Source organism: Streptomyces sp. TAA040, assembly GCF_000424845.1.
On the sequence record NZ_AUKR01000006.1, the window covers coordinates 196,856 to 223,760 of the forward strand.

Below are 26,905 nucleotides of genomic sequence, written 5' to 3' on the forward strand. Positions count from 1 at the left end.
CCCCGTTATCCCTTCTTCGGTCGCGGCGTCGGGGGCGACAGCAGAAGTGCGCCACCGATCAGGAGAAGGGCCGCGCATTCACGCGAGTCGCGGTAGGTCCCCTCTGCCTCGGTCGGATTCAGTGCCGCCTCGACATCGGTTTCCAGGGACCGCAGGTCCCGGGTCACGGGCTCAAGAGCAGACATGACACCATCCCCTCGTTGGGAAGTGTGATTTCGCTTACCTTCCCAGTGCAACGCACATCCAGTTGCCTCGCAACCGGGCGCTGGGGAAGCGAATTCCTGCAATATTGAACCGTCCGGGCCAGGAGGCGTGCGGCCGGTGCGGAGAACCGCCCCGCGGGTCGCCGCCCGGACGCATCGGGCCTCCGGCCTCGCCCGGTTCCCCTCCGCGCCTGCTCGCTGCGGCGCCGCCGCGCGCACGCCGGTCCGCCCGCTCCGGCGCGCCGCACGCACGGCGGGCAGCCGGGCCCTTCGGGCCGCCCCACCACCGTCGTTCGCGGCGGGCCTGACGGCGCGTCCGTACCGTCACGCTGCCCCGTCGCCGTGCAACCGTGCCGCGACGGAGGCTGCCGGGTGTCGGGTCGCGTACGGGGCGGCGGAGCCCAGCGGTGTCCCCCGGTGCCGCTGCGGGCTCCAAAGTCCATGCCCGGCAGTGCCGTTGGCACGGTGTGTCCCGCGGGGTCACGGGTACACCACTACAGAGGGGCCGGCCGGCCCCTCTGTGAGGGAAGTGAGAGAGACACATGGCCAACGACAGGGCGCTCGTGCTGGTGCTGGACTCCGCCGAACCGGAGAAGCTCGCGAACTTCTACGGCCAACTCCTCGGCGGCGAGACGCGGGTGGAGCCGGACCTCGCGCACCTGAGCATCGTCGGTCCGCACGGCGTTCTTCTGATGATCCGTCGGAACGAGGGGATGGTCCCCCCGGTCTGGCCGCAGACCGGACTCGCCCAGCAGGCGGAGATGCGCCTCAACGTCCCCGCCGAGGACCTGGACGCGGTGGAACGGGAGATCGTCAGCCTCGGCGGCCAGCCCCTCGACATCGAAGGCGGCGACGGCTCCCAGGAGTTGCGTACCTTCGCCGACCCCGAGGGCCACGCCTTCGCCCTCGCCGAGAGCTGAGCGGTGCCCGGATCCGGTCGGCGGCGCCGCCGACCGACGCCGGGCACCTTGGCCGCTCCTCGCCCCGGACGGCGGCCGCCCCGCCCCCGCGGAGCGAACCGCCGACGCGGGCGCGTCCTCAGCTCTCCGCGCGGACCACGCCGACCGGGCAGGAGATGCCCGTGCCGCCGATGCCGCAGTAGCCCGCGGGGTTCTTGTCCAGGTACTGCTGGTGGTCGGCCTCGGCAGGCTGGAAGGGGTTGTCCTCGGCGGGGAGGATCTCGGTGGTGATGTCCCCGTAGCCGGAGGCGGCGAGCATCCGCTGGTAGGCGTCGCGGGAGGTTTCGGCCTCCTTCGCCTGGGCGGGGGAGTGGGTGTAGACGGCTGAACGGTACTGGGTGCCGACGTCGTTGCCCTGGCGGAAGCCCTGGGTGGGATCGTGGGACTCCCAGAAGAGCTTCAGCAGACGGCCGTAGGCGACCTTCTCCGGGTCGAAGACGACGCGGACGGCCTCGGTGTGCCCCGTCCGGCCGGAGCAGACCTCCTCGTAGGTGGGGTTCTCGGTGTAGCCGCCCTGGTAGCCGACGAGGGTGGTCCAGACGCCGTCCTGCTCCCAGAACGTGCGCTCGGCGCCCCAGAAGCAGCCCAGCGCGAAGTCGGCCGCCTCCAGGTGGTCGGGGTAGGGGCCGGCGAGCGGGTTGCCGAGCACGGTGTGCCGCTCGGGCAGGTCGAACAGCGGCTCCGGGCGTCCCCTGAGGGCTTCCTCGGGGCTGGGGATCTGCTTCTTGTGGTGGCTGAACAGCATGCGGGTCTCCTCGGGACGGTCGTTCGTGTGCGGGGCACTACGCTCCTGCTGCATCCTCGCGTCCGGCGCGCCGGGAGGCACGCCGGGCGGCACGACGGCGCCGGCCGACGCGGGCTACTGCGGAGGGGCGGTGGACGCCGCGTTGCCGCCCTGGTTCTCGTAGCCCGCCACCGCGAGTGCCCGGTACGCCGCGTATTCGGTTGTCGGGTCTCCGCTGTCGACCCAGGGGACGGCTCCTACGTAACCGTCGACGACCTGCAAAGCTTCCAGGGCCTCCGGATAGCGTTCGGCGCGCACCAGGAAGCAGACCAGCAGATGCAGGACGTGCGCCCGCACCGGGTGGTCGTCGGCGACGCTGTCGACGGCGAACTCGGCGGCCTCGATCGCGTCCTCGACGACCTTGCTCCGGTACATCCCGCGCACCAGTTCGGCGTCCGGCAGGTGGTCGTAGACCGCGAAGAGCGGGAGGGCCGGCAGCAGGCTGCCGGGCGGCGCGGCGGCCGCCGCCCGCTCGGCGAAGGCGTACGCCTCGGCGCGCGAGCCGTGCCATTTCTCCGACCAGTACGGCAGCGCCGCCAGGTGGGCGCCCATGTGCGAGCGGGCCCGGCGGGTCACCTCCTGCCAGAGCGCCTCGAAATCCGCCTTGCGGTAGCCCAGGGCCCGAGCGATGAAGAGTTCGGTGATGTAGGGGACGGGGTCGGACTCGTTGAGCGCCGCCGCCTCCCGGGCGACGTTCCGCGCCTCCTCCAGGATGATCCGGTGGTCGGCGGAACCGGGTTCGGCGAGTGCCTGCCAGACCAGGAACTGGGCGTACACCTGGGCGCCGCCGTGGTCCTGCGGGCGGGCGCTGCGCCAGTCGCGGAGCCAGCGGGCGTCGCGGACGGCGGCGCTCCCGGGCTCGCCGGTCTCCTTGCGGAAGGAGACCGCCTCGCCCCCGGGGGCGCCCGGGCGGTCCCCCCGGGCCGGGGCGGTGTCCTCCGGTGTCCCGGCGCTGCGGGTGGCGGCCAGCTCGACGGCGGCGGCACCGGCCAGCGACTGCACCCGCTGCCAGCGCAGCTCGGCGGCCTCGGGGGCGTCGCCGGTCAGGGCGAGCAGCCGGGCGACCGGCTGCCAGTCCTGGGTGCGCTGCGTCTCGTCGAGCGCCTCCACCAGCTCCTCGTCGGGGCCGGGGAGGCGGACGTCGAGCTCGGCGGCCGGAACGAAGCCGTAGGTGTGCGGTTCGTCCGCCCGGGCCATGGCGGACCCGGTGTCCTTGATCGCCTTGCGCCGACGCACGAGCGGCACCACGAAGAAGCCGAGGACGGCACCGACGAGAATGAGGGACAGCAAGAACTCCATGGGTCCACGGTACGGCGCGGCGACGGCGGCTGCGTCCCCCTGTGGACAACCGCTGCGGCGGTGGTCCACAGGCACCCGGGGGCCGGCCGTCCGGCCGGTTCCCGGCGGCGCACGGCGCCGGCCGGGGCACCTCGCCGCGGTGTCGCAGCGTCCCCGTTCGACTCGGGTGCGGACGTCGCTCCGCCTCGTGAGGCGGAGCATCCGACGCCGTGTGCTCATCCACTCGGGATCGCGTGCGCAGCCCTTAGGCTCGTCCCATGAGCCACCAGCACTTCGAAACCCTCGCGATCCACGCCGGGCAGGAGCCGGACCCTGCCACCGGCGCAGTCGTCCCGCCCATCCACCAGGTCTCCACCTACAAGCAGGACGGCGTCGGGGGCCTGCGCGGCGGCTACGAGTACAGCCGTTCCGGCAACCCCACCAGGACGGCGCTGGAGGAGAACCTCGCGGCGCTGGAGGACGGCCGGCGCGGGATCGCGTTCGCCTCGGGGCTCGCGGCGGAGGACTGCCTGCTGCGCACGCTGCTCACCCCCGGCGACCACGTGGTGATCCCGAACGACGCGTACGGCGGGACGTTCCGGCTGTTCGCCAAGGTCGCCGAACGCTGGGGCGTGCAGTGGTCGGTCGCCGACACCTCCGACCCGGACGCGGTCCGCGCCGCGCTGCGGGACCGGACGAAGGCGATCTGGGTGGAGACGCCCAGCAATCCGCTGCTCGGCATCTCGGACATCGCCCGGCTCGCCGACGTCGCGCGGACGGCCGGGGTGCGGCTCGTCGTCGACAACACCTTCGCCAGCCCCTACCTCCAGCAGCCGCTGGCACTGGGCGCGGACGTGGTGGTGCACTCGACGACCAAGTACATGGGCGGCCACTCGGACGTGGTAGGCGGCGCCCTGGTGACCGCGGACGCCTCACTGGGCGAGGAACTGGCCTTCCACCAGAACGCGATGGGAGCCGTGGCCGGGCCGTTCGACTCCTGGCTGGTGCTGCGCGGCATCAAGACGCTGGCGGTACGCATGGACCGGCACTGTGCCAACGCCACGCGGCTCGCCGAGGCGCTGGCGGCCCACCCCCGGGTGACCGAGGTCTACTACCCGGGTCTTTCCACCCACCCCGGCCACGAGGTGGCGGCGAAGCAGATGCGTGCCTTCGGCGGGATGATCTCGTTCCGGGTGGCGGGCGGCGAGCAGGCGGCCGTCGATGTCTGCAACCGGGCCGAGCTGTTCATCCTGGGCGAGTCCCTGGGCGGTGTGGAGTCGCTCATCGAGCACCCCGGCCGGATGACGCACGCCTCGGTGGCCGGGTCCGCCCTGGAGGTGCCCGGGGACCTGGTCAGGCTGTCGGTCGGCATCGAGTCCGCGGACGACCTGCTGGCGGACCTCACGGCGGCCTTGGGCTGAGTGCCGGCGCGGCGGGGAGCCGGGTCCGGCCGCGCCCCGCCGCCCGGCGGTGGGCAGCCGCCGCCCTGGGCGGGCCGCCTCCGCGCCGCGGCCGTTCCGGGCCCGGCTCCCCTCGGCCGGACGACCGGACGCCGTCCCCACGTGCGGCGCGTGAGCGGAGTGCGGGCGGTCGCGCGGACGCCGCTACGGCGGCGGCGCGGGGGCGTGCAGCTCGGAGAGCGCGCTGTTGAACCGGGTGAGCAGCTCGCAGAAGGTGTCGCGCTCGTCCGGCGACCAGTCGGAGGTCAGCAGCGCCATCAACTCGCGCCGGGAGCCGCGGACCTGGGCCAGGCGGCTCGCGCCCCTGGCAGACAGTTGGAGGACGACCGCACGGCCGTCCTCCGGGTGGGAAGTCCTGCTCACCAGGCCTGACTCGACGAGCGGTGCGACCTGTCTGGTCACCGTCGAGGAGTCGATCCCCATGCCGGCGGCGAGTGCCTTCACACCCGTCGGGCCGTCCTGGTCGAGCCGGTTGAGCAGGAGGTACGCGGCACGGTCCATGGAGTTGCGGGCCTGGCCGACGCCGCCGAGCCGGGTCTGCTCGGCACGGCGGGCGAAGAGGGCCACCTGGTGCTGCAGGGCGTCGAGGAGAGGGGCGTCGGGGCGGTTCTGTGGGATGTCAGTCGTCATGTCCGGTTGCGTGGGCATGGCCGGGGTGCTCGCTTCGTTGGAGGTACGACGTCGGGTCTGGTCCGGAACGCGGTCCTGGGTGCCGCGCGGAGCGGCCGGTCGGGGAACGGGCGGGACGGCGATCCGGGTACTGCGGGTGAGGGTGGAGGACAGAGTACGCGGCTTGCCGCGGTCCCGTACCGTCGCTGTCCCGACGCCGCGGGCCCGGCCGGACGGGTCTTCCGGCCCGCGGCGGCAAACCCCGTGGTGAGCGGCCGGGGACGCGCCGGGTCGGCGCGTTCCGGGGCGTGCTGCGAGACTGGCGACATGGTTGAAAGTGCCCCTGCCCTCACGGTCGACGACGTCGCCGGCGCCCACAAGGCGCTCGCCGGGGTCGCGCGGGTGACGGCGATGGAGGGCAGCCGCCATCTCTCCGAGCTGGTCGGCGCCCCGGTCCATTTCAAGTGCGAGAACCTCCAGCGCACCGGTTCGTTCAAGATCCGCGGGGCGTACGTGCGCATCGCGGCGATGTCCGCGGAGGAGCGGGCCCGCGGGGTGGTCGCGGCCAGCGCCGGGAACCACGCCCAGGGGGTCGCGCTCGCGGCCTCGCTGCTGGGGGTGCGGTCCACCGTCTTCATGCCGGTCGGTGCCCCGCTGCCGAAACTGGCGGCCACCCGGGAGTACGGGGCGGAGGTCCGGCTGCACGGGCAGGTGGTGGACGAGACGCTGCGGGCGGCCGTGGAGTACGCGCAGGAGACCGGTGCGGTCTTCATCCACCCCTTCGACCATCCGGACATCGTCGCGGGCCAGGGCACGGTGGGCCTGGAGATCCTGGAGCAGTGCCCGGAGGTGCGCACCGTCGTCGTGGGCGTGGGCGGGGGCGGGCTGGTGGCCGGGATCGCCCTCGCGGTGAAGGCGCTCCGGCCGGACGTCCGGGTGGTCGGCGTGCAGGCCGAGGGCGCGGCCGCGTACCCGCCCTCGCTGGCCGCGGGACGTCCGCTGGCACTGGACTCGGTGTCGACGATGGCGGACGGGATCAAGGTGGGGTGCCCCGGGGAGGTGCCGTTCCGGATCGTCGACGAGCTGGTGGACGAGGTGCGCACGGTCACCGAGGACCAGCTCTCCAGCGCGCTGCTGCTCTGCCTGGAACGGGCGAAGCTCGTGGTGGAGCCGGCCGGGGCGAGCTCGGTGGCGGCACTGATGGCGGACCCCGGCTCGTTCGAGGGCCCGGTGGTGGCCGTGCTCTCCGGCGGCAACGTCGATCCGCTGGTGATGCAGCGGACGCTGCGGCACGGCATGGCGGCGGCCGGCCGCTACCTCTCGCTGCGGCTCCGGCTGACCGACCGCCCGGGCGCCCTGGCGGCGCTCATGGGCGAGTTGTCGGTGGCAGACGCTAACGTCCTGGACGTCAGCCACGTACGGACCGATCCGCGGCTCGGGCTGACGGAGGCGGAGGTGGAGGTGCACCTGGAGACGAAGGGGCCCGAGCACTGCGTCGAGGTGGCCGACGGCCTGCGGGCTGCGGGGTACCTCGTGCAGCCGTTCCCCGGAGCGGTCGGCGGCAGGGTGGGCTGAGCGCGTGGTGCGGACGCCTCCCGCGGGGAGGTGCTCCGTCGGCCGGGCCGGGAGGCCGGACGAGGGGCCGTGCCGACGGCAGTCGGCCGCGGCCCGGCTGCTCGCGTGCCGAGGTCGCGCGGGGAGGTGGGGAAAATCAGGTGACGCGATGTATCGCGTCACCGTAGGGTGTTCCCGCCGCACCGGGCGCTCGCCGTCCCCCGGGCTCCCGCCGAGGCGTGCCCGGGCTCGGGTGCCGGTTGTATCCGTTGAACATACGATTCATTGCAGAATTTCCCTGAACATCCCACATCATCGGGAGACCACTCATGCCAGGCGCCATCTACGCCGAAGGTCTTGTGAAGACCTTCGGCGATGTAAGGGCTCTGGACGGCGTCGATCTCGACGTCCCCGAAGGAACCGTGCTCGGACTGCTCGGCCCCAACGGGGCCGGCAAGACGACCGCCGTCCGCGTGCTCACCACGCTCCTGGAACCGGACAGCGGCCAAGCCGTCGTGGCCGGCCTCGACGTGCTCAAGCACCCCAACGAAGTCCGCCGCTCCATCGGCCTCTCCGGCCAGTTCGCCGCGGTGGACGAGTACCTGACCGGCCGCGAGAACCTCCAGATGGTCGGGCAGCTCTACCAGATGTCCTCCCGGGACGCGAAGCGCCGGGCGGGCGAGCTGCTGGAGCGGTTCCATCTCACCGAGGCCGCCGACCGAGCCGCCAAGACCTACTCCGGCGGTATGCGCCGACGTCTCGACCTGGCCGCCGCCCTGGTGGTGAGCCCGCCGGTGATGTTCATGGACGAGCCGACCACCGGGCTCGACCCCCGCAACCGGCAGTCGCTCTGGGAGGTCATCCAGGAACTGGTCAGCGGCGGCACGACGCTGCTGCTCACCACCCAGTACCTGGAGGAGGCCGACAGGCTGGCCGACGACATCGCCGTCGTCGACCACGGCCGGGTGATAGCCCGCGGCACCTCCGACCAGCTCAAGCAGCGCACCGGCGGAGAACGCGTGGAACTCGTCGTGCACGAGCGCGAGTACCTCGCCGGCGCCGAGGAGGTGCTGCGCAGTACGGGCAAGGGCACCGTCTCGGTGGACCACCACACACGCCGGCTCACCGTCCCGGTGACCGGTGGCGCCAAGCTGCTGGCCGAGGTCATCCGCGACCTCGACCACCGGGGCATCGAGATCGACGACATCGGTCTGCGCCGCCCCACGCTGGACGACGTGTTCATCTCGCTCACCGGCCACGCGGCCGAGGCGCGGGCCGAGGCGGACGCACGGGGTGCCGAGGACGGCGGCACCCCGGGCGACAGCGCGAAGAAGAGCGGCAGGAAGGCCGGCCGCACCGAGGACGGCACGACCAACGGCGCCGACGAGGCGACCGGTTCCACGGAGGTGACCACCAAGTGAGCGTGCTCACCGAGAACCCGGACGCCGGACGCCGAGCCGTCGTCCCCAAGGGCGCCGGACTGGCGCAGGCCGTCAACGACTCCCTGGTCATGGCGAAACGCAACCTCATCCGGATGCTGCGCATCCCCGAGGTCGTGATCTTCGGACTGATCCAGCCGATCATGTTCGTGGTGTTGTTCAGCTACGTCTTCGGCGGCTCGATCAACCTTCCCGGTGCGGGCCTCGACCCGGCCGCCTACCGGGAGTTCCTGATGGCCGGCATCTTCGCCCAGACCGTCACCTTCGCCACCGCCGGCGCAGGTGCCGGCATCGCGGAGGACATGCACAAGGGCCTCATCGACCGGTTCCGCTCACTGCCGATGTCCCGGGGGGCCGTGCTCACCGGGCGGACCCTGGCCGACGCGGTGCAGACCGCGCTGACCCTGGTGGTGCTCGCGGTGGTGGCGCTTCTGGTGGGCTGGCGGGCGCACAACGGCATCCCCAAGGCACTGGCCGCGTTCGGCCTGCTGCTGCTCCTGGGGTACGCGTTCACCTGGATCGGCGCGCTGATCGGCCTGACTGTCCGCACCCCGGAGGCCGCCACGTCGGGCGGCCTGATCTGGCTGTTCCCGCTGACGTTCATCTCGGTGGCCTTCGTGCCCTCGGAGAACATGCCGTCGTTCCTCCAGCACGTCGCCGAGTGGAACCCGTTCAGTGCGACGGTGGTCGCGTCCCGCGACCTGTTCGGCAACCTGCCGGAGGGCTACGTGTTCCCGGACGCCCTGCCGATGCAGCACCCGGCGCTGGCCTCGCTGATCTGGTCGGTGGTGATCATCGCCGTCTTCCGGACGCTCGCGGTGCGCAAGTACCGCTCGGCGACCGCCTGAACGGGCGCCCGCCCCGGACGGCTCGCCGTCCGGTGACACGACGGAGTCCCCGGACGATCGCGTTCCGATCGTCCGGGGACTCCGTCGTGCGGCTCGGCCGGGGCGCTCAGCTCTGGTACGGCTTCGCCTCCAGCACCTTCACGGCCGCCATGCTGCCGTTCGGCAGCTCGTACTCCGCCTCGTCCCCGACCCGCTTGCCGTTCAGGCCCTGGCCGAGCGGCGACTGCGGGGAGTAGGTCTCGATGTCGGAGCTCGCGTACTCCCGCGACGCCAGCAGGAAGGTGAGGGTGTCGTCCGGGTCGCCGTCGAAGGCGATGGTGACGACCATCCCCGGTTCCACCACGCCGTCGTCCGCCGGGGTCTCGCCGACCTTGGCGTGTTGCAGGAGCTGGGTGAGCTGCCGGATCCGCAGCTCCTGCTTGCCCTGCTCCTCCTTCGCCGCGTGATATCCACCGTTCTCGCGCAGGTCACCCTCCTCCCGAGCCGCCTCGATCTTCTTCGCGATCTCGGTGCGTGCGGGACCCGACAGATACTCCAGCTCCGACGTGAGCTGGTCGTACGCCTCCTGGGTCAGCCAGGTGACGTTGTCGCTGGTCTGGGTCACAGGTGCTCCTTGCAGGTACTCGGATATAAAGCAACGCCCTACCCACAGGGTTTGCGCCGGTGTGGGTGGGCGAAACATCGACCATAACAATTCCCCGGGAAAACGGAAGAAGGATTCGCCTCCTGGTGCCGGTGCCGGTGCCGGTGCCGGTGCCGTGACCGTCAGTCGCGCTCGGCCGGGTTGCACCGGACCAGTTCGGCGGTGGTCGCTTCGGCCGTCGTCCGCAGGGAGACGACCTCGTCGATCCGGCTCTCGCCCGGGGGGAAGGTGTAGTCGGCGCGGCCCACCTCGGCCTTGTCCTCCGACAGCGCCCGCAGTGCGCACACCCCGGTGATGTCCGGATCCTTGCGGACCTCCAGGTGGACCCGGACCTCTTCCCCGGACACCTTCCAAAACTTGATCAGTTCGGCGCTGACGTCGCTGCCGGACGAGACGTGCGCGACACCGAACCAGACGATCAGGCCCAGAGAACCGGCGCCGAGCACCGCGCCGAGGATCTTCAGACGCCGGTCGGTACGGGCGTCGTCGCGGACAGAGCGCCCGTACCGCCCGGCGGGGGGCTGGTCACTGCGGTCCGTCATCGTGGTGCCTCTCGGGATCGGCTCGGCCCACGCCACCGCGCTGCCGCGGAGGGCTCCCGTCGGACCGGGAATACAAGCGGGTGCCGCTTCGGTCACTATAGAAGCCGCCCGCGAAGCCCATTGACCGGGGCCGTGACGAGTTAACGAGGATCGAGTCTTGACTGAGCAGCTCCGACTGATGGCTGTGCACGCGCACCCCGACGACGAGTCGAGCAAGGGCGCGGCAACCATGGCGAAGTACGTGTCCGAGGGGGTGGACGTGCTCGTCGCGACCTGCACCGGCGGCGAACGCGGATCCATCCTGAACCCCAAGCTCCAGGGCGACAGGTACATCGAGGAGAACATCCACGAGGTACGCCGCAAGGAGATGGACGAGGCCCGCGAGATCCTGGGCGTGAAGCAGGCCTGGCTGGGCTTCGTCGACTCCGGTCTCCCGGAGGGCGACCCGCTGCCTCCGCTCCCGGAGGGCTGCTTCGCCCTCCAGGACGTGGACGAGGCGGCCGGGGCGCTGGTGAAGCTGATCCGCGAGTTCAAACCGCAGGTGATCACCACCTACGACGAGAACGGAGGCTACCCGCACCCGGACCACATCATGACGTACAAGATCAGCGCGGTCGCCTTCGACGCCGCCGGGGATCCGGAACGCTACCCGGAGGCCGGGCCCGCCTGGCAGCCGCAGAAGCTCTACTTCAACCAGGGCTTCAACCGGCAGCGCACCCTCGCCCTCCACGAGGCACTGCTCTCCCGCGGCGTCGAGTCCCCCTACGGGGAGTGGCTCAAGCGCTGGGACGAGTTCATGCGCAAGGACCGCGACCTGACCACCTTCGTCCCCTGCGGCGACTTCTTCGAGATCCGGGACAAGGCGCTGATCGCGCACGCCACCCAGATCGACCCCGAGGGCGGCTGGTTCCGCGTCCCGCTGGACCTCCAACGGGAGGTCTGGCCGACGGAGGAGTACGAACTGGCCAAGTCGCTCGTCGAGACCTCGCTACCCGAGGACGACCTGTTCGCCGGCATCCGCGACAATTGATGCCATGAGTGCGACGGAGACCCTGCTGCAGAACCCCGGGCTGCTCCAGCTCGCGGACGAGTTCGACGCCAACAAGGTGACGCCGGGGGTCCTCGGATTCCTGGTGTTCGCCGCGATGGGCCTGGTCATCTGGTTCCTGATGAAGTCGCTGAACCGGCGGCTGGGCAGGGTCGATTTCGACGAGTCCGTCGCGTCGTCCCGGCCCTCGCCCGGCGCCGGGCCCGCCGGAACGGGCGGGCCGGACGGGCCGGAGGACGGGCCCGCGCCCGGCGGCACGGGCCGGGACACCGCGGGGGCGGCACCGGGTGGCGGCTCGCCGAAGGCCTGAACCCGCGCCCCGGGCGGGCCACACGGGCCCGGCCCGGGGCGGGGCGGATCGCGTCCCGGAAGCCGCGGGCCCCGAGGGGACCGCCGCCCCGCACTCCGGCCCCGCCCGGCCCCGGCAGCCGTCGGAAGGCCGTCAGGGGGCCGTCAGAAAGTCGTGCCCAGGACGTCCCGCGCCTGCCTGGTCGGGACCAGGCCGAGCTGCCAGGCTTGCCAGCCGGACTCCGGGTCCACCCCGCGGTCCAGCATCAGCGCGTACGTCTCGGCCGCCTCCCGCACCGCCGGGTCTCGGTCGGCGTGGCTCCCGGCCAGCAACTCGGCCAGTTCCTGCTGCGCCACCGCCGCACCCACCACGCTGCCCCCGGGCGAGGCCATCGGCAGCAGGGTGCAGCGCAGGAAGCGCGCCCAGTCCGCCCCCCGCCGGTCCGCCGGCCGGCCCGTGGCCGCCGGGTCCGTGCTCTTCCCACCCGCGCCGCCCCCTGCCGGCCCGTCCGCACCCGCGGTGCCGGGGCCCGCGTCGTCGTCGGCGTAACCGGCGGTGAACAGCCGCAGCGCCTCGTCGGAGAGGTCCAGCGCCGAGACGGCGCGGCCGTTGCCCGCGTCGATCACCGCCAGCTCCAGGCAGGACCACGCCTCACCGTGCGCGACGCCGACGCGCCGGAAATCCGCCCGTGCGTCCTGGAGCAGCTGCCGCGCGAAGCCGCTGTTGTGCAGCGAGCCGGTGCGGGCCGCGCGCTGGTCCCGGCTCACCCGCGCCAGGTGGTGCCGGGCGCAGGCCAGCCCGTACACGTCCCGCATCCGGCTGAAGCCGGACCGGGCACGCTCCAGCTCCTGCACCGCGCCGTCCCGGTCGCCCGCCTCCTCCTGCGCCAGCCCCAGGTAGTACAGCGTCCACGCCTCCCCGCGCGCGTCCTCGCTCTCCCGGTGCCGGGCCAGCGCGCCGAGCAGCCGCTCCACCGCCGGCTCCGCCTCCCCGGCGTAGAGCTGGGCCCGGGCGAGCTGCGTCTCCGCCCAGGCCTGCCCCCGCCTGTCCTGGGTGAGCCGGTAGTCCTCCCGCGCCTGGTGCAGCTCGGACTCGGCGCCGCCGATGTCCCCGGTGCGCAGCAGGGTCTGGCCGAGCTGGTAGTGCGCCCACGCCTGCCCGTGGACGCTCTCGCTCTGCCGGTGCAGCGCCAGCGACTCGTGCAGCAGCTCCAGGGCGCTTCCCACCCGGCCGCGGTCGCGCTGGACGGCGGCCAGCGCGTGCAGGGTCCAGGCGCGGTCGCCGCCGAGCCCCTCGCCCGCCTGGAGGTGCAGCGCCTCGTCGAGCTTGGCGGCGGCCTCCCGCAGCCGACCCTGGTGGTGCAGGGTGATGCCCAGCTCCCGCAGGGTACGGGCCGCTCCGGCGGGCTGGTCCGCCTCCAGGTACAGCCCGACGACCGAGGCCAGGGTGGTGTTCGACCGGTCCAGCTCACCCAACTGCCGGGCGGCGACACCGGTGCGCCACTGCACCGAGCGGCTCAGCAGCCCGTGGTCCACCGCCCGCGTCAGCTCGTTCAGCTCGCCCAGCCGGTAGAGGTCGCCGCGCAGCAGGCAGTAGTCGCACAGTGCGCCGAGCAGATGCACGACGGCGGACTGGTCCACCCCCTCGTCCGCGTGCCGCAGCGTCGCCGTGATGAAGCTCGACTCGTCGTCCAGCCAGCGCAGGGCCGCCTCCAGCGAGTCGAAGCCGTGGCTGCCGAACCCGCCCGCCCGTGTGGAGGTCTTGCCGTCCACCATCCTGATCACCGTGTCGGCCAGCTCCGCGTAGCTGCGCAGCAGCCGCTCCTGCGCGGCGCCGCGTTCCGCCGCGGGTTCCTCGTCCAGCAGCCGGGAGCGGGCGAAGTGCCGCACCAGGCCGTGCAGCCGGTAGCGGTCGCCGCGGACGTGCTGGATCAGTCCCGCCTCCGCCAGCGCCGTCAACTGGCGCCCGGCCTCGCGTTCGTCGTCGGCCAGCAGTGCCGCCGCCGCGGCCGAGCCCAGGCTGGCGCGCCCCGCCAGCGCCAGCCGGCGCAGCAGCCGGCGTGCCGGCTCGGCCTGGTCGGCGTACCGCAGTGAGAGCGTCCGGGTGACCGGGTCCAGTGCCTCCGGCGGCCCGTAGCCGGCCAGTTGCCCGGCGACGGCCTCCGCGGACCGGTCGGTGCGCAGCGCCGAACCGGCCAGCCGCAGCGGCAGCGGCAACCCGCCGCACAGGTCGGCGAGCCGCTCGTAGCCGGTCGCGTCGTACCGGCCCCCGCCGTCCTGGGCCGCCGCCCGCAGCAACTCCTCGGCGTCGGAGGGATCCAGCGGTCGCAGCTCCAACTGGTGCACCCAGGCCGGCAGGTCCTCGGGCAGCGGCATCGGCCCGGAGGCCGTGACGAGCACCAGGCTGTCCGAACGCTCGGGAACCAGCTCCGCCACCTGGGCGGGATCGGTGGCGTCGTCCAGCACCACCGTCACCGGCAGGTCGGTGAGGTGGCGGTGGTACAGCTCGACGAGCCGCCGCTGGTTCTGCGCCTGCGGCTCCTCGTCCCGTCCGGAGCCGCGGAACAGCAACTGCTCGCGTGGCGCGCCCAGCCGGTTGAGGAGGTGCAGCAGTGCGTCCCGCGTGGACAGCGGGGCCCCCTCCTGCGTGTCGCCGCGCAGGTCGACGAGGCAGGCCCCCCGGAACTGGTCGCGCAGCTCGTGGGCCGCGTGCAGGGCCAGCGCGGAGCGCCCGGACCCCGGGGCACCGTGCAGCACCACCACCGTCGGACGCGTCTCGGTGCTCGCCCTGGCCTGCTGCACCCACTGCGAGATGCGGGACAGCTCGCCGCAGCGGCCGGCGAACGGGTCCCCGGGCGCCGGCAGGTGGTCGAACGAACGCTCCATCACGTTGCGTCGGCGGGCCGCAGCGCTGCGGTCCCGGCCGCGCAGCCGGGGCTGCGACCGCCGGCCGCCGGAAGCCGGCCGGGGCACCCGCGGAGCCGTCATCCGCTGCTGCTCCAGGTACGGGCGGATACCGCGGACCTCGAGCGCCGTCAGCCACGCCAGCCGCATCGCCTGCACCCCGCCGGGCTGCTCCTGGACGCCCGCCCCGCGCTGCGCCGTCCACAGGTGCGCGACGACCGCCTGCCCGAGCACTCCGAGGGCTCCGGCCACCAGGACCACCGCGGCCGCGCCCATCGCGTCCCCGAAACCGTGGCCCCGGTCGAACAGCGCGACGGCCACGACCGCCGCCGCCAGGCCGCCGACGGCCGGGCCGACGGCCCGGGCGGTGAAACGCTCGCCGAGGCGGCCCGGGGCCGCGGTGTCCAGGGCGCTGCGGTAGCCGGCGTACTCCTCCGCCGCTCGTACGGACATCTCGTCGAGGGCGGACCGGGCCCTCGCGAACAGCACGCTGCCGTCGGTGGCGCCTCCGGAGCGGCGCACCTCCTCCTCGACGGCCCGGGCCACCAGCCGTTCGGCCTCGGCCCGGTCGTCTTCCCGCAGTTCGATCCCCGCCGCCATGCACACCCCTCGGTCGCTCCCTCGACCCTCCAGTCTCCCCGCTCTCCGCCCCCCGCGACACCCCGCCACCGGCCCTCGCGCGCCGGTGGCTGCCGCTGCACGCGACAGGGGCGTCGGCAGCCTCCGGTGACGGAGCGCCGCTCAGGCGCCGATGTACGCCGCGAGGTGCTCGGCGGTCAGAGTGGAGCGATCGGCGACCAGTTGGGTGGGGGTGCCCTCGAACACGACCCGTCCGCCGTCGTGGCCGGCGCCGGGACCGAGATCGATGATCCAGTCGGCGTGTGCCATGACCGCCTGGTGGTGCGCGATCACGAGGACCGACTTGCCCGCGTCCACCAACCGGTCGAGCAGGCCGAGCAGCTGCTCGACGTCGGCCAGATGCAGGCCGGTCGTCGGCTCGTCGAGCACGTAGACGCCGCCCTTCTCGCCCATGTGCATGGCGAGCTTCAACCGCTGGCGTTCGCCGCCGGACAGCGTCGTCAGCGGCTGACCGAGGCTCAGGTAGCCGAGGCCGACGTCCACCAGCCGCCCCAGGACGGTGTGCGCCGCCGGGACACGGGTCTCGCCGGAGCCGAAGAACTCCGCGGCCTCGGCGACCGGCATGGCCAGCACCTCGCTGATGTCGCGGCCGCCGAAGCGGTACTCCAGCACCGAAGCCTGGAACCGCTTGCCTTCGCACTCCTCGCAGGTGGTCGAGACCCCTTCCCTCATGCCCAGGTCGGTGTAGAGGACGCCGGCGCCCTTACAGGAGGGGCAGGCGCCCTCGGAGTTGGAGCTGAACAGGGCCGGCTTGACGCCGTTGGCCTTCGCGAAGGCCTTGCGGATCGGCTCCAGCAGCCCGGTGTACGTGGCCGGGTTGCTCCGGCGCGAGCCGCGGATCGCCGTCTGGTCGACCGACACCACGTCCGTGCCCGAGGGGAGGGAGCTGTGGACGAGCGAGCTCTTTCCGGAGCCGGCGACGCCGGTCACGACGGTGAGCACCCCGAGCGGGATGTCGACGTCGACGTCCCGGAGGTTGTGCGTGTCCGCCCCCCGGATCTCCAGTTTCCCGGTCGGCTCGCGCACCTCGTCCTTCAGCCGGGCGGCGTCGTCCAGATGGCGGCCGGTGAGCGTGTCGCTGCCGCGCAGCCCGTCGACGGTGCCCTCGAAGCAGACGGTGCCGCCGTGGGTGCCCGCGCCGGGGCCGAGATCGACGACGTGGTCGGCGATCGCGATCGCCTCCGGCTTGTGCTCGACGACGAGCACGGTGTTCCCCTTGTCCCGCAGCTGCAGCAGCAGGTTGTTCATGCGTTGGATGTCGTGTGGGTGCAACCCGATCGTGGGCTCGTCGAAGACGTAGGTGACGTCGGTCAGGGAGGACCCGAGGTGGCGGATCATCTTGGTGCGCTGCGCCTCGCCGCCGGAGAGCGTGCCCGACGGCCGGTCGAGCGAGAGGTAGCCCAGCCCGATCTCCACGAACTTCTCCAGGGTGTGCTGCAGCGTGGCGAGCAGCGGTCCCATCGACGGCTCGTCCAGCTTCCGCACCCACTCGGCGAGATCGCTGATCTGCATCGCGCACAGGTCGGCGATGCCGGTTCCCCTGATCCTGGAGGACCGGGCGGGTTCGCTCAGCCGAGTGCCCTCGCACTCCGGGCAGGTCGTGAAGGTGACCGCCCGGTCCACGAACGCCCGGATGTGCGCCTGCATCGCCTCCCGGTCCTTGGCCAGGAACGACCTCTTGACCTGGAGCACCAGGCCTTCGTAGGTCATGTTGGTGCCGGCGATCCTGACCTTCGTCGGCTCCTTGTACAGGAAGTCGTGGAGCTCCTTCTCGGTGTACCTGCGGATCGGCTTGTCCGGGTCGAGGAAGCCCGACTCGGTGTAGAACCGCACCGACCAGCCGTCGGCCTTGAAACCGGGCACGGTGATCGCGCCCTCGGTGAGCGACTTGTCCTCGTCGTAGAGCTGCCCGAGGTCGATGTCGGAGACCGTGCCCCGGCCCTCGCAGGGCGGGCACATGCCGCCGGTGAGGGTGTACGAGACCTTCTCGGCCTTCTTGCCGCCGCGCTCGACGGTGATCGCGCCGGCGGCCCGGACCGAGGGGACGTTGAAGGAGAAGGACTGGGGCGAGCCGATCCGCGGCTCCCCGAGCCGGCTGAAGAGGATGCGCAGCAGCGCGTTCGCGTCCGTGACAGTGCCGACGGTGGAGCGCGGGTTGGCGCCCAGCCGCTCCTGGTCGACGATGATCGCGGTGGTCAGGCCGTCGAGGACGTCGACGTCCGGCCGCGCCATCGTGGGCATGAAGCCCTGGACGAACGCACTGTACGTCTCGTTGATCATCCGCTGCGACTCGGCGGCGATCGTCGCGAACACCAGCGAGCTCTTGCCCGAACCCGAGACCCCGGTGAACGCCGTCAGCCGGCGTTTCGGGATCTCGATGCCGACCTCGCGCAGGTTGTTCTCGCGCGCCCCCTGCACACGGATCATGTCGTGGCTGTCGGCGGCGTGCGGGGCGGTTGCGCGCGTGTCCGCCTTCTTGGCCTTGCTCATCGTGACTCCCTCTGGGGGGCGGGGCCCGCCCCCGGGTTCTTCCGTCGGTGCGCCGTCTCGGATCGCCGCGGCCGGGTGCTCCGTACCGCCGGAGCACCCGGCCGGGCTACCGGCGCGGAGGGCTCGCACGTCACCCGGCGGTGACCTTCCACAGGAAGCCGTCGGGGTCGGCGAAGTGCCCGGTGTACCCGCTCTCGGACTCCCGGGCGGGGACGGCGACCCGGCCGCCGTTGGCGGCCGCCGTCGTCAGCGTCGCGTCGACCTCCTCGCGCGACCCGGCCCTGTGGTGCAGCACCGCGGCGCGGAAGCCCTCGCCGTTGTCGTCCTCGATGCCCACGTCCTTTGCCAGGGTGTGCCAGGGCATCAGGCCGAGCCGGCAGGTGCCCGCGCTCGGATGGAAGTCGACGTAGTGCTTGTAGTCCTTGTCGGTCTTCATGCCCAGGGCCTCGTAGAAGGCCTTGGCGGCCTTCATGTCGGAGACGCCGAGCAGAGCCGCGGTCTCGGTCGGCACCGCGGGCCGGGCCACGGGGCCCTTGTCCTTCTTGGTGGGCGCCGCCACCTTCCAGATGGCGCCGTCCGGAGCCTGGAACACCCCGGAGAAGGCGCCGAACAGGGACTTCTTCGCGGGCTTGAGCACCTTCGCCCCGCCCGAGACCGCGGCGTCCACCACGTTCTCGACCTCGGAGGGCCGGCTGACGATGAAGGTCATCACGTAGCCGCGGAAGCCGGAAGCGGCCGGTTCCGGGCCGGCGCCCGCCTCCGCGGCGAGCGCCTCCGTGCTGTAGAGGGCGACGTGGCCGGTCCCGTGCATGTCGAGGTCGGCGTGGCCGCCGTGGTCGTCGGCGGCCGGGGAGAAGGTGGAGCCGTAGAAGTCCTGCGCGCTGCTCACCTCGGGAACACCGAGGGTCATCACGTCGAGGGAAAGCGTCATGAGGTGTCTCCTGGCAGGTGGTGGGGGTGCTCGTGCACGCGCACCCGGGACCGGCGGCCGTCCCGGCTGACACCCACGCTGACAGGGTCCGGGCGCGGCCGCTTCTCCGATCCTGATCGGTTCACCGGCGCTCACGGGAGCCTGAGAGAGCCCCGGGTCAGGAGGGGCGTGACTGGCTGAAGCGGAGCATGTTGCCAGCGGGGTCCCGAAAGGCGCAGTCGCGGACGCCGTAGGGCTGGTCGACGGGTTCCTGGAGGACCTCGCCGCCTGCGCGGCGGATGCGCTCGAAGGTCGCGTCGCAGTCGTCGGTGCTGAAGATGACGCCGCGCAACTGGCCCTTCGCGAGGAGTTCCGCCATGGCCTGCTTGTCTGCGGGAGAGCCGTTGGGGTCCGCCAGCGGCGGCTCCAGGACGATGTCCACGTGGGGCTGATCCGGCGAGCCGACGGTCACCCAGCGCATGCCCTCGAAGCCGACGTCGTTGCGCACCTCCAACCCCAGGACGTCGCGGTAGAAGGCGAGGGCCGTGTCGTGGTCGTCGACGGCGATGAAGCACTGCGAGAGGCTGATGCTCATGGCCCCATGCTAAGCAGGAGAGGCGGTTTCGGCCCGCCCGTTCCGGATGTCCGCGGGGGGCGCCCCGTCCTTTCTGTCGCGTACCGGCCGGGTGCGAATCCTGGCGACGCAGGCGGGAATGGCGGCTCCGTCGTCGTGCCGCCGCGCGCGGTAGACGCTCGGGCTCTCACCGGCGAGCTCGGTGAAACGCGAGCTGAACGATCCGAGAGAGGTGCAGCCCACCGCGAAGCAGACCTCGGTCACCGACAGGTCTCCCCGCCGCAGCAGGGCCTTGGCCCGCTCGATCCGGCGCGTCATGAGGTAGCAGTACGGGGTCTCTCCGTAGGCGGCGCGAAAGCTGCGGTGGAAGTGGCCCGTCGACATGAGGGCGACACGGGCGAGCGCGGGCACGTCGAGCGGCTCCGCGTACTCACGGTCCATCGTGTCGCGCGCTCGACGCAACCGCACGAGATCCTCCAGCCTCATGCCACCACCTTCCCACAGCATTGACGACGGCTCCTGGGGAACGTCGACGCCGCCGGCGCGTGCGGCCGAAGGGGTCGGCTGAGGAGGCGGGCGTGCCCGCCTCCTCATGTGTTGGTGAAGAGCTGCCCCCGTGCGACGATGCCGGTATGAATCGACTGGCCGGCTCGCAGTCGCCGTACCTGCTCCAGCACGCCGACAACCCGGTCCACTGGCGGCCCTGGGAGCCGGAGGCGTTCGAGGAGGCCCGGCGGCGGGACGTGCCGGTGCTGCTCAGCGTCGGCTACAGCTCGTGCCACTGGTGCCACGTGATGGCGCACGAGTCGTTCGAGGACGACGAGACCGCGGCGTTCCTCAACGAGCACTTCGTGAGCGTCAAGGTGGACCGCGAGGAGCGGCCCGACATCGACTCGGTCTACATGGAGGCGGTCCAGGCGGCCACCGGTCAAGGCGGCTGGCCGATGACGGTCTTCCTCACGCCCGGCGGAGAGCCGTTCTACTTCGGCACCTACTTCCCGCCCGAGCCGCGGCACGGGATGCCGTCCTTCCGGCAGGTGCTGGAGGGTGTCCGCGCCGCCTGGGCCGACCGGCGGACCGAGGTGGACGAGGTCGCCGGGCAGATCGCGCGGGACCTGGCCGGCCGCTCGATCGACTACGGCGGGGACGGTGCCCCCGGGACCCCGGCGGCCGGGGACCAGGCGGACGCGCTGCTCGGCCTGACCCGGGAGTTCGACGCCGTGCACGGCGGTTTCGGCGGGGCGCCGAAGTTCCCGCCGCCGATGGCGCTGGAGTTCCTGCTGCGCCACCACGCCCGCACCGGCTCCGAGGGTGGGCTGGAGATGGTGCGGACCACCTGCGCGGCCATGGCCCGCGGCGGCCTCCACGACCAGCTCGGCGGCGGCTTCGCACGGTACGCGGTCGACGCCTCCTGGACGGTCCCGCACTTCGAGAAGATGTTGTACGACAACGCGCTGCTGTGCCGGGTGTACGCCCACCTCTGGCGGGCCACCGGGGACGAGGACGCCCGCCGGACGGCGCTGCGGACCGCCGACTTCATGGTCGGCGAGCTGCGCACGGAGCAGGGCGGCTTCGCCTCCTCCCTGGACGCCGACAGCCCCGCCCCCGGTGACACGGCCGGCACCCACCGGGAGGGTGCCTACTACGCCTGGACCCCGGAGGAGCTGTGGACGGTCCTGGGCGAGGACGACGCCGAGTGGGCCGCGCACTGCTACGGCGTGACCGCGGAGGGCACCTTCGAGGCGGGCGCCTCGGTGCTCCGGCTCGTCGACCCGGACGTCGCTGTGGACGACGAGCGGCTGGAGTCGGTGCGCCGCCGGCTGCTGGCGGCCCGCCGGGAGCGGCCGCGCCCGGGCCGGGACGACAAGGTCGTCGCCGCCTGGAACGGGCTGGCCGTTGCCGCGCTGGCCGAGGCCGGGGCCTACTTCGAACGTCCGGACCTGGTCGACGCCGCGACGGCTGCGGCCGACCTGCTGCTCCGGGTGCACGTGGACGACGGCGGCCGGATCGCCCGTACCTCGCTCGGCGGCCTGGTGGGCAGCGGCCCCGGAGTGCTGGAGGACTACGCCAGCACCGCCGAGGGGCTGCTCGCGCTGTACGCCGTCACGGGGGAGACGCCCTGGCTCGACATGTCCGGCCTGCTGCTGGACACCGTGCTGACCCGCTTCACCGCCTCGGACGGCACGCTGTGGGACACCGCAGACGACTCCGAGCGGTTGATCCGCCGCCCGCAGGACCCGACCGACGGTGCCACCCCGTCCGGCTGGACGGCTGCGGCCGGAGCCCTGCTGACCTACGCGTCGTACACCGGGAGCAGCCGCCACCGCGAGGCGGCCGAGCGCGCCCTGGGGGTCGTGCGGGTGATCGGAGGCCGGGCGCCGCGGTTCATCGGCTGGGGCCTAGCGGTCGCCGAGGCGTCGCTGGACGGCCCGCGCGAGGTCGCGGTCGTCGGGCCGGACGGCGACCCGGCCACCGCCGCGCTGCACCGTGCGGCGCTGCTGGGCACCGCGCCGGGAGCCGCCGTCGCCGTCGGCGACCCACGGGAGCACGGGGGCGCGGACCCCGCCGTCGGCGCGGCGGACCCGGTCGGGGCGGGCGTGCCGCTGCTCGCCGGACGTCCGCTGGTGGACGGCCGGCCGGCGGCCTACGTCTGCCGGCACTTCACCTGCGACGCGCCCACCACCGCTCCGGAGGCCCTCGCCGCCCGGCTCGGTGGCTGACCGGCCTCGCCCCCCCCGAGCAGGGCCCCTCCGGGAGGTCACCCCGCTCCCTCCAGGGCATGTCGCCTGCCGCGCACGGGCCCCCGGAGGCGGCGTTGCGCGGGTCCGGGACGGCTCCCGGGGGACACGTGGCGAAAAACACCGGGCGTTCCGGGCCCGGCGCCCGTATCGTGACCGCCATGCAGGTGATCCAATCGACCAAGCTCGCAAACGTCTGCTACGAGATCCGTGGCCCGGTGCTCGAGGAGGCAATGCGGCTGGAGGCGGCAGGACACCGCATCCTCAAGCTCAACACCGGCAACCCCGCCGCCTTCGGCTTCGAGTGCCCGCCGGAGATCCTTGAGGACATGCTCCGGAACGTGGGCGACGCCCATGGCTACGGGGACGCCAAGGGGCTGCTCGCCGCGCGGCGCGCGGTGGTGCAGCACTACCAGACCCAGGACGTCCCGCTGTCCGTGGAGGACGTCTACCTCGGCAACGGCGCCTCCGAGGTCATTCAGATGTCGATGCAGGCGCTCCTCAACGACGGAGACGAGGTGCTGGTTCCGGCGCCGGACTTCCCGCTGTGGACGGCTTCCGTCTCGCTCTCCGGCGGCACCGCGGTGCACTACCGCTGCGACGAGCAGGCCGACTGGATGCCCGACCTCGCCGACATCGAGCGGAAGGTGACCGACCGCACCAGGGCGCTGGTCATCATCAACCCCAACAACCCCACCGGGGCGGTGTACAGCGAGGAGATGTTGCGCGGGCTGACCGAGATCGCCCGCCGGCACAACCTGATCGTCTGCTCGGACGAGATCTACGACAAGATCCTCTACGACGACGCGGTGCACACCCCGACCGCCGCGATCGCGCCGGACCTGCTGGTCCTCACCTTCAACGGGCTGTCCAAGGCGTACCGGGTCGCCGGCTACCGCAGCGGCTGGCTGGCGGTCTGCGGCCCGAAGTCGCACGCGTCGAGCTACATAGAGGGTCTGACGATCCTGGCGAACATGCGGCTGTGCGCCAACATGCCCGCGCAGTACGCCGTCGCGACGGCGCTGGGTGGCCACCAGTCGGTGAAGGACCTGCTGCTGCCCGGCGGCCGGCTGGTGGAGCAGCGCGACGCGGTCCACGAGGCGCTGACCCGGATTCCCGGCGTCAGTTGCGTCAAGCCCAAGGGGGCGCTGTACGCCTTCCCGCGGCTGGACCCGAAGGTCTACCCGATCAAGGACGACCGGCAGATGGTGCTGGACCTGCTGCGTGCCGAGCAGATCATGATCGTGCACGGCACCGGGTTCAACTGGCCGGAGCCGGACCACTTCCGGATCGTCACCCTGCCCCCCGCGAAGGAGCTGACCGACGCGGTCGAGCGGATCGGCACCTTCCTGGACGGTTACCGCCAGCCCTGACCAACCCGCCCGTCCGCTCGCCGACCGGTGGCGCCCGGCCCTTAGCGCGGCGACCACCCGCGACCTTCCCGAAGGCCCGCGGGTGGACGTCCGTGCCGATACTCGCCCCTCGCGGTCCGCCCCACCGGGTGCGGGAGCGCTCGCCTTCACCGGCGCGGGGTACTCGGACGGGCCACCGCCGCGGGCGTGATACCTTCTCACCGAATCTTGTACTTGTAGCTGCTCGATGCGGAAAGGCGGTGCGCCATGGCGGAGCCGGGCGCGCGGACCCCGCGGGAGCGGTACCGCGACCAGGTGCGGGCGGAGGTCAGGGAGCGGGCGTGGGAGCAGATCGCCGCGGCCGGGGCGTCTGCGCTCTCGCTCAACGCGATCGCCAAGCAGATGGGCATGAGCGGGCCCGCCCTCTACCGGTATTTCGCCGGCCGTGACGAGCTGATCACCGAGCTGATCAGGGAGGCGTACCGGAGCCTCGCCGACGCCATCCGCGCGGCGGTCGAGGGTGGTGCCGACGCGGCCCGACTGGCCCACGCCCTGCGGGCGTGGGCCCTGGGCGACCCGCACCGCTACTTCCTCCTCTACGGCACGCCCGTTCCCGGCTACCACGCACCCGAGGACACCAGGGCGATCTCCTCCGAGATCATGGCGACCCTGCTCGACGCCTGCGCCACGCTGCCGCCCGCCGGGTCCGAGCCGGAGTTCGCCGCGCATCTCGCCGCTCACCGGCAGTGGGCGCCCGGTCACCCCGCTCCACCCGACGTGCTGCACCGGGGTCTCGTCTTCTGGGCCCGGCTGCACGGGATCCTGTCTCTGGAGCTCGCCGGTCACTTCACCGGTATGGGCTTCGATCCCGCGCTGCTCTACGCGGCCGAGCTGGAGGCCCTCTCGGCCTCCTGACCGCCCCGCGGCGCGCGGGGCGCCCGTCCGCGTGTGTGCGGCGGGGGCTCGGGGTGCGCGGTGCCGACCGGGCCCGGGCAGTCGAGGTCCCGTCAGTTTCGTCCCCGCTACAACTTTAGACAGAGTCCAAGTTAGGATGGTCTCCCGTATCCGCCAGGAGGCCCACATGTACGAACCGATCCGCACCAAGTCGGTCCACAGCCTGGCCGAGTCGACCGCCTCCGACGACTCCTTCCCGCATCGTTCCCGGGAGGAGGAGCTGGACATCCGGCTCGCCGGCCATCTGACCGCGCTGCTCACCGTGACCGACGAGCTGCGCGCGCTCGCCCCGGACGCCACCCTCGACTCCGCCGCCCAGCAACTGGCCGACCAGGTCACCCGCCTGAACGGCGGCCGCTCGCCGCTGCGGGCGGACCCCACCGGCCGCACCGGGGACGACGGGCGCCGAGAGGCCGTGGAGGTGCTGAGCCGCAGGGCGCACACCCTCGCGGGGAACGCCCTCGTGGTCGCCACCGCGCGGAGCGACGTGTCGGGAAAGGCGCTCGCCGCCGCCCGGATGGCCGCCCACGCCGAGGCGCTCGGCCTGTGACGCGTTCCCCGGCCGGTGCGCCGGGGAACGCGCCGACCGCGGGGATCCGCACGGTCGGCCGCCGTCGCACCGGCCGCAACCGTCGTACTGCCGCCGCACCCGGGGAGGGGCGCAGGGCCGGGGGTCGGGCGCCGTCCGACCCCCGGCGCGCTTCCGGGAGGGTCGGGTCGGGCCCGGGGCCGGGCGCGCGACCGGCCCCGGGGTGATCAGCCCAGGCGCTCGACCAGGGCGCGGTGCTCGTCCCACAGCTCCCGCGGGGCGCGGTCGCCGAAGGTGTTGAGGTGCTCCGGGATGAGGGCGGCCTCCTCGCGCCAGACCTCCGGGTCCACGGTGAGCAGGAGGTCCCTCTCCTCCTCGCTCAGCTTCAGCCCCTCGGTGTCCAGGGCGCCCTTCGCCGGCAGCACCCCGATCGGGGTCTCCACGCCCTCGGCCGCACCGTTCAACCGGCCGACGATCCACTTCAGCACCCGGCTGTTCTCGCCGAACCCGGGCCAGACGAAGTGTCCCCGGTCGTCCTTGCGGAACCAGTTCACGTAGTAGATCCGCGGCAGTTTCCCGCCGTGGCCGTTCTCGACCGCCTGTCGGCCGATCTTCAGCCAGTGAGCCATGTAGTCGCCCATGTGGTAGCCGCAGAACGGCAGCATGGCGAATGGATCGCGGCGCAGCTCGCCGACCCGGCCCTCGGCCGCGGCCGTCTTCTCGGAGGCGACGTTCGCGCCGAGGAAGACCCCGTGCTGCCAGTCGAAGGACTCGGTGACCAGCGGCACCGCCGTGGCGCGGCGGCCGCCGAAGAGGATCGCCGAGATCGGCACGCCGCGCGGGTCCTCCCACTCGGGAGCGATCGTCGGGCACTGGGCGGCGGGCACCGCGAACCGGGCGTTGGGGTGCGCGGCCGGGGTGCCGGACTCCGGGGTCCAGTCGTTGCCCTTCCAGTCCGTGAGGTGGGCGGGCGGCGCCTCGGTCATGCCCTCCCACCACACGTCGCGGTCGTCGGTGAGGGCGACGTTGGTGAAGATGGTGTTGCCCCACAGCGTCTTCATGGCGTTGGCGTTGGTGTCCTCGCCGGTGCCGGGGGCGACGCCGAAGAACCCCGCCTCGGGGTTGATGGCGTACAGCCGGCCGTCCTCGCCGAACCGCATCCACGCGATGTCGTCGCCGATGGTCTCGACCGTCCAGCCCGCGGTGGTCGGCTCCAGCATGGCGAGGTTGGTCTTGCCGCAGGCCGAGGGGAAGGCGGCGGCGATGTACTTCACGTCCGCCGCGTCGCCGCGCGGCGGGGTGAGCTTGAGGATCAGCATGTGCTCGGCGAGCCAGCCCTCGTCCCTGGCCATCACCGAGGCGATCCGCAGCGCGTAGCACTTCTTGCCCAGCAGGGCGTTGCCGCCGTAGCCGGAACCGTACGACCAGATCTCGCGGCTCTCCGGGAAGTGCGAGATGTACTTGGTCTCGTTGCAGGGCCACGGGACGTCCGGCCGGCCGGGTTCCAGCGGGGCGCCCACGCTGTGGACCGCCTTCACGAAGAAGCCGTCCTCGCCCAGCTCGTCCAGCACCGCGCTGCCCGTCCGTGTCATGGTCCGCATGGACACCGCGACGTAGGCGGAGTCGGTGATCTCGACGCCGAGGGCGGAGAGCGGGGACCCGAGCGGGCCCATGCAGAACGGGACCACGTACATCGTCCGGCCGCGCATCGAGCCGCGGAAGACGCCCTGCTCGCCGGTGAAGGTCTCGCGCATCTCGGCGGGAGCCTTCCAGTGGTTCGTCGGGCCCGCGTCCTCCTCCCGCTCGGAGCAGATGAAGGTCCTGGTCTCCACCCGTGCGACGTCGCCGGGATCGGAGGTGGCGAGGTAGGAGTTCGGCCGCTTGACCGGGTCGAGCGCGGTGAAGGTGCCGCTCGCCACGAGCTCCGCGCACAGGCGCTCGTACTCGGCCTCCGAGCCGTCGCACCAGACGACCCGGTCGGGTTGGGTGAGGGCGGTGATCTCCTCGACCCAGGAGAGGAGTTCCTGGTGCCGGGTCGGGGCCGTGCTGGTGGGAGCCGCAGTACTGCGCGCCACAATCGCTCCAGAGGGTTTCGTGAGGGTTCGTGGGAGTTCGAGCCGGACGGACGGGAGCGGACTCGGCTGCACAGGCCTTCTCCGC

At 72.7% G+C, this 26,905-nt stretch carries 23 protein-coding genes; 11 read left to right on the forward strand and 12 right to left on the reverse strand.

The window, feature by feature from the left end; genetic code table 11:
* Positions 1-5: 5 nt before the first annotated feature.
* Entirely contained in the window at positions 6-185 is a 180-nt protein-coding gene (locus tag H300_RS32205) for a hypothetical protein (protein WP_037979284.1), read from the reverse strand.
* A gap of 560 nt (positions 186-745) precedes the next feature.
* Here H300_RS32205 and H300_RS0106615 point away from each other — a divergent pair.
* On the forward strand, positions 746-1,123 hold the full coding sequence (locus tag H300_RS0106615) for a VOC family protein (protein WP_028426808.1): 378 nt from the start codon (positions 746-748) through the stop codon (positions 1,121-1,123).
* Between the two features lie 118 nt (positions 1,124-1,241).
* On the opposite strand, the gene msrA is transcribed toward H300_RS0106615, so the two are convergent.
* Complete coding sequence (gene msrA, locus H300_RS0106620; RefSeq protein WP_028426809.1) at positions 1,242-1,907, reverse strand: peptide-methionine (S)-S-oxide reductase MsrA; 666 nt, start codon at positions 1,905-1,907, stop codon at positions 1,242-1,244.
* 114 nt (positions 1,908-2,021) lie between these two features.
* A complete protein-coding gene (locus tag H300_RS0106625; RefSeq protein ID WP_028426810.1) occupies positions 2,022-3,245 on the reverse strand; it encodes a hypothetical protein in 1,224 nt (407 codons plus the stop codon).
* Between the two features lie 257 nt (positions 3,246-3,502).
* On the opposite strand from H300_RS0106625, the gene H300_RS0106630 reads away from it, so the two are divergent.
* Positions 3,503-4,645: a cystathionine gamma-synthase gene (locus tag H300_RS0106630; protein ID WP_028426811.1), complete on the forward strand. Its 1,143-nt coding sequence runs from the start codon at positions 3,503-3,505 to the stop codon at positions 4,643-4,645.
* Between the two features lie 183 nt (positions 4,646-4,828).
* Here H300_RS0106630 and H300_RS0106635 read toward each other — a convergent pair whose 3' ends face one another.
* On the reverse strand, positions 4,829-5,332 hold the full coding sequence (locus H300_RS0106635; protein ID WP_199779141.1) for a MarR family transcriptional regulator: 504 nt from the start codon (positions 5,330-5,332) through the stop codon (positions 4,829-4,831).
* 288 nt (positions 5,333-5,620) lie between these two features.
* Between H300_RS0106635 and ilvA the strand changes: the two genes are divergently transcribed.
* The 3 genes from ilvA (at position 5,621) to H300_RS0106650 (ending at position 9,134) form a co-directional block, all read left to right on the forward strand.
* The gene (gene ilvA / locus H300_RS25340) at positions 5,621-6,868 is read left to right on the forward strand and encodes a threonine ammonia-lyase (RefSeq protein ID WP_037979286.1); all 1,248 of its coding nucleotides are present in this window, start codon (positions 5,621-5,623) and stop codon (positions 6,866-6,868) included.
* A 308-nt stretch (positions 6,869-7,176) separates the two neighbouring features.
* On the forward strand, positions 7,177-8,268 hold the full coding sequence (locus H300_RS0106645) for a daunorubicin resistance protein DrrA family ABC transporter ATP-binding protein (protein ID WP_028426813.1): 1,092 nt from the start codon (positions 7,177-7,179) through the stop codon (positions 8,266-8,268).
* Positions 8,269-8,270: 2 nt separating this feature from the next.
* On the forward strand, positions 8,271-9,134 hold the full coding sequence (locus tag H300_RS0106650; protein WP_051269645.1) for an ABC transporter permease: 864 nt from the start codon (positions 8,271-8,273) through the stop codon (positions 9,132-9,134).
* A 106-nt stretch (positions 9,135-9,240) separates the two neighbouring features.
* Here the strand turns inward: H300_RS0106650 and greA are convergent, their stop codons facing one another.
* Positions 9,241-9,738 carry a transcription elongation factor GreA gene (gene greA, locus H300_RS0106655; protein ID WP_028426815.1) on the reverse strand — a complete coding sequence of 166 codons (498 nt, stop codon included), beginning with the start codon at positions 9,736-9,738 and terminating at the stop codon, positions 9,241-9,243.
* A 161-nt stretch (positions 9,739-9,899) separates the two neighbouring features.
* On the reverse strand, positions 9,900-10,319 hold the full coding sequence (locus H300_RS0106660; RefSeq protein WP_028426816.1) for a DUF4307 domain-containing protein: 420 nt from the start codon (positions 10,317-10,319) through the stop codon (positions 9,900-9,902).
* Between the two features lie 157 nt (positions 10,320-10,476).
* On the opposite strand from H300_RS0106660, the gene mca reads away from it, so the two are divergent.
* Together mca and H300_RS25345 are read left to right on the forward strand one after the other, a co-directional pair.
* Positions 10,477-11,349: a mycothiol conjugate amidase Mca gene (gene mca, locus H300_RS0106665; protein WP_028426817.1), complete on the forward strand. Its 873-nt coding sequence runs from the start codon at positions 10,477-10,479 to the stop codon at positions 11,347-11,349.
* A 4-nt stretch (positions 11,350-11,353) separates the two neighbouring features.
* Complete coding sequence (locus tag H300_RS25345; RefSeq protein ID WP_078515759.1) at positions 11,354-11,677, forward strand: hypothetical protein; 324 nt, start codon at positions 11,354-11,356, stop codon at positions 11,675-11,677.
* A gap of 143 nt (positions 11,678-11,820) precedes the next feature.
* Here the strand turns inward: H300_RS25345 and H300_RS0106675 are convergent, their stop codons facing one another.
* From H300_RS0106675 to H300_RS25350, 5 genes are all read right to left on the reverse strand, one after another.
* On the reverse strand, positions 11,821-15,159 hold the full coding sequence (locus H300_RS0106675; protein ID WP_028426818.1) for a tetratricopeptide repeat protein: 3,339 nt from the start codon (positions 15,157-15,159) through the stop codon (positions 11,821-11,823).
* 141 nt (positions 15,160-15,300) lie between these two features.
* Complete coding sequence (locus tag H300_RS0106680) at positions 15,301-17,688, reverse strand: excinuclease ABC subunit UvrA (protein ID WP_028426819.1); 2,388 nt, start codon at positions 17,686-17,688, stop codon at positions 15,301-15,303.
* A 130-nt stretch (positions 17,689-17,818) separates the two neighbouring features.
* Positions 17,819-18,619, reverse strand: coding sequence for a VOC family protein (locus H300_RS0106685; RefSeq protein ID WP_028426820.1), 801 nt, complete (start codon positions 18,617-18,619; stop codon positions 17,819-17,821).
* A gap of 157 nt (positions 18,620-18,776) precedes the next feature.
* Complete coding sequence (locus H300_RS0106690; protein WP_028426821.1) at positions 18,777-19,193, reverse strand: VOC family protein; 417 nt, start codon at positions 19,191-19,193, stop codon at positions 18,777-18,779.
* Positions 19,194-19,202: 9 nt separating this feature from the next.
* Positions 19,203-19,658: a helix-turn-helix transcriptional regulator gene (locus tag H300_RS25350; RefSeq protein WP_037979288.1), complete on the reverse strand. Its 456-nt coding sequence runs from the start codon at positions 19,656-19,658 to the stop codon at positions 19,203-19,205.
* A gap of 146 nt (positions 19,659-19,804) precedes the next feature.
* On the opposite strand from H300_RS25350, the gene H300_RS0106700 reads away from it, so the two are divergent.
* The 4 genes from H300_RS0106700 (at position 19,805) to H300_RS0106715 (ending at position 24,766) form a co-directional block, all read left to right on the forward strand.
* On the forward strand, positions 19,805-21,892 hold the full coding sequence (locus H300_RS0106700; RefSeq protein WP_028426822.1) for a thioredoxin domain-containing protein: 2,088 nt from the start codon (positions 19,805-19,807) through the stop codon (positions 21,890-21,892).
* 179 nt (positions 21,893-22,071) lie between these two features.
* Entirely contained in the window at positions 22,072-23,283 is a 1,212-nt protein-coding gene (locus H300_RS0106705; RefSeq protein WP_028426823.1) for a pyridoxal phosphate-dependent aminotransferase, read from the forward strand.
* Between the two features lie 246 nt (positions 23,284-23,529).
* Entirely contained in the window at positions 23,530-24,177 is a 648-nt protein-coding gene (locus tag H300_RS0106710; RefSeq protein WP_028426824.1) for a TetR/AcrR family transcriptional regulator, read from the forward strand.
* A gap of 166 nt (positions 24,178-24,343) precedes the next feature.
* Entirely contained in the window at positions 24,344-24,766 is a 423-nt protein-coding gene (locus H300_RS0106715; protein ID WP_028426825.1) for an SCO4983 family protein, read from the forward strand.
* A 206-nt stretch (positions 24,767-24,972) separates the two neighbouring features.
* Here H300_RS0106715 and H300_RS0106720 read toward each other — a convergent pair whose 3' ends face one another.
* The gene (locus H300_RS0106720; RefSeq protein WP_028426826.1) at positions 24,973-26,820 is read right to left on the reverse strand and encodes a phosphoenolpyruvate carboxykinase (GTP); all 1,848 of its coding nucleotides are present in this window, start codon (positions 26,818-26,820) and stop codon (positions 24,973-24,975) included.
* Between the last annotated feature and the right edge of the window lie 85 nt (positions 26,821-26,905).